This is a genomic window from Streptomyces sp. NPDC054932 (assembly GCF_053610205.1).
The window spans coordinates 1-3060 of record NZ_JBSGXU010000359.1; the positions used below are offsets into that span (position 1 = coordinate 1).

1 protein-coding gene is annotated in these 3060 nt (G+C 73.2%); it reads right to left on the minus strand.

All coding sequences use genetic code 11. The annotated features are described in order from the left end of the window. Nucleotides 1-24: 24 nt before the first annotated feature. A partial coding sequence (locus ACWGE1_RS40690) for an Rne/Rng family ribonuclease (RefSeq protein ID WP_453425509.1) occupies nucleotides 25-3060 on the minus strand: 3036 nt, incomplete at its 5' end.

The window sequence follows — 3060 nt, forward strand, 5'->3', positions numbered from 1 at the left end:
GCCGCTGGGTCACTCAGCGGTGGATCAGGCTTCGGCCGGAGCCGAGACCGACGGCGGCGTCTGCTGCTCAGCCGCCGCGGTCTTCTTCGTCGCCCGCTTCGCCACGGTCTTCTTGGTCGTGGCCGCCTTCTTGGCCACGGTCTTCTTGGCGGCCGCCGCCTTCTTGGCCGGGGCCTTCTTCGCCGCGGGCGCCTTCTTGGCCGGAGCCTTCTTGGCGGCCTTCTTGGCCGGGGCGGCCTCCTCGACCGGGGCGGCTTCCTCGACCGGCGTCGCGGTCTCGGTCACCGGGGCCTCGACGACCACCACGGCGGCCTCCGCCGCGCCCGCCGGGGAACCGGCCGGTGCGGTGGCCTTGCGGGTGGCACGGCGGCGCGGACGGGCCGGAGCGGCCTCCACGACGGGAGCCTCCTCGACCTCGGCAACGACGACGGGCTCGGGCACGGCGACGGGCTCGGGCACCACGACCGGCTCCGGCTCCGCCACGACGACCGGCTCCGGGGCCACCTCGGCCGCGGGCGCCGGGGCACCCGCCGGGGCGGTGGCCTTACGGGTCGCCCGGCGACGGGTACGGCCCTTCGGCGCGGCCTCCTCGACCGGGGCGGCCGGGGCCGCCTCGACGACCTCGGGAGCCTCCACGACCTCGACGACCTCGGCGACCGCCTCGGGAGCCGGCTCCAGCACCGTCTCGGCCGGCTCGGTCACCGGCTCGTCCACGACCACGGGGGCCGCGGCCTGAACCGGAGCGACCGCACCGCGCGGGGCACCCGCCGGAGCGGTGGCCTTGCGGGTGGCACGGCGCCGGTTGCGACGGCCGCTGATGCCCGCGGCGGCCTCGGCCTCGGCCGGGCTGCTGTAGAGCTCCTCGTCCGCGACGAACTCCGGCTCGGGCAGGGCGCGCGGCGCGGCGGCCTCGGCGGCCACCTCGGCCTCGGTCTCGACGCCCTCGAGGTCGACGGCCTCGATCGTCTCGACCTCGTGGTCGTGCTGGTCGAACTCGGCGCGGCCACCGCGGCGCTTGGAGCGCTTGCCGTTGCCACCGCCGCCGATCACGGTCGGCGTCTCCATGTGGACGATGACACCGCGGCCGTTGCAGTGGACGCAGGTCTCGGAGAAGGACTCCAGCAGACCCTGGCCCACCCGCTTGCGGGTCATCTGGACCAGGCCCAGCGAGGTGACCTCGGCCACCTGGTGCTTCGTACGGTCGCGGCCCAGGCACTCCAGCATGCGCCGCAGGACCAGGTCGCGGTTGGACTCCAGGACCATGTCGATGAAGTCGATGACGACGATGCCGCCCAGGTCGCGCAGCCGCAGCTGGCGCACGATCTCCTCGGCCGCCTCCAGGTTGTTCCTGGTGACGGTCTCCTCGAGGTTGCCGCCCTGACCGGTGAACTTGCCGGTGTTGACGTCGATGACGATCATCGCCTCGGTCTTGTCGATCACAAGCGAGCCGCCCGAGGGCAGCCACACCTTGCGGTCGAGCGCCTTGGCGAGCTGCTCGTCGATCCGGTACGTCGCGAAGACGTCGACCTCGGAGGTCCAGCGGGACAGCCGGTCGGCCAGGTCCGGGGCCACGTGGTTCACGTAGCCGTGGATGGTCTCCCAGGCGCCGTCACCGCTGACGATGACCTTCGAGAAGTCCTCGTTGAAGATGTCGCGCACGACGCGGACGGTCATGTCCGGCTCGCCGTACAGCAGGCTCGGCGAAGAGGTCGAGATCTGCTTCGACTTCTTCTGGATGTCCTCCCACTGGGCCTGCAGACGCTCGACGTCGCGGCGCAGCTCGTCCTCGCTCGCGCCCTCGGCGGCGGTGCGCACGATGACGCCCGCGTCCTCGGGGACGATCTTCTTGAGGATCGTCTTCAGACGCGCGCGCTCGGTGTCGGGCAGCTTGCGGCTGATGCCGGTCATCGAGCCCTCGGGCACGTAGACCAGGTAGCGGCCGGGCAGCGAGACCTGGCTGGTCAGGCGGGCGCCCTTGTGACCGATCGGGTCCTTGGTGACCTGCACCAGGACCGACTGGCCGGACTTGAGGGCGGACTCGATGCGGCGCGGCCCGTTGGCCATGCCGAGCGCCTCGAAGTTGACCTCACCGGCGTACAGGACCGCGTTGCGGCCCTTGCCGATGTCGATGAAGGCGGCCTCCATCGACGGCAGCACGTTCTGGACCTTGCCCAGGTAGACGTTGCCGACGTACGAGGTGGCCTCTTCCTTGTTGACGTAGTGCTCGACGAGCACGTTGTCCTCGAGGACGCCGATCTGGGTGCGCTCGCCGGCCTGGCGGACGACCATGACGCGCTCGACGGCCTCACGGCGGGCCAGGAACTCGGCCTCGGTGATGATCGGCACGCGGCGGCGGCCCTGCTCGCGGCCCTCGCGGCGACGCTGCTTCTTCGCCTCCAGGCGGGTCGAGCCCTTGATGGACTGCACCTCGTCGGAGGACTCGGCCTTCTCGCGCGCCGGGCGCGGCTCGCGGACCTTGACGACGGTACGCACGCCGTCCTCGTCACCCGCTTCGGCGGCCTCGGCAGAGCTGTCGCCACTGCGGCGACGGCGACGGCGGCGACGGCGGCTGGAGCTGGAACCGAGGGCCTCCTCGGCCTCCTCGTCCTCTTCCTCCTCGCCGTCCTGCTCGGCGGCCTCCTGCTCGGCGGCCTCGGCCTCCTCCTCGGCGGACTCGTCGAGGTCGGCGGCCTCACCGCGGCGGCGACGACGACCACCGCGACGGCGACGGCGCGAGGGGCGCTCGCCCGACTCGTCGCCCTCTTCGAACTCCTCGTCGAGATCGGCGGCCTCGGCCTCCGGCTCCTCCTCCGCGAGCACCTCGGGAAGGGAGACGGGGGCGGACTCGGCGACCGGAGCGGACTCCGGGGCGCCGCGCCCGCGGCGACGGCGACGGCCGGACGGCTGCGCGGCGGGGGCCTGGGCGACCTCGGCCTCGGCGGTGACCTCGGTGAGCTCCTCCTCCTCGTCCTCCTCGACCGGGGCGGCGGCGCGGGCGGCCGCGGCGGCCATGGCCGCGGTCTCGGGGGTCTGGAACATCGGCTCGGCGAAGACCGGGGC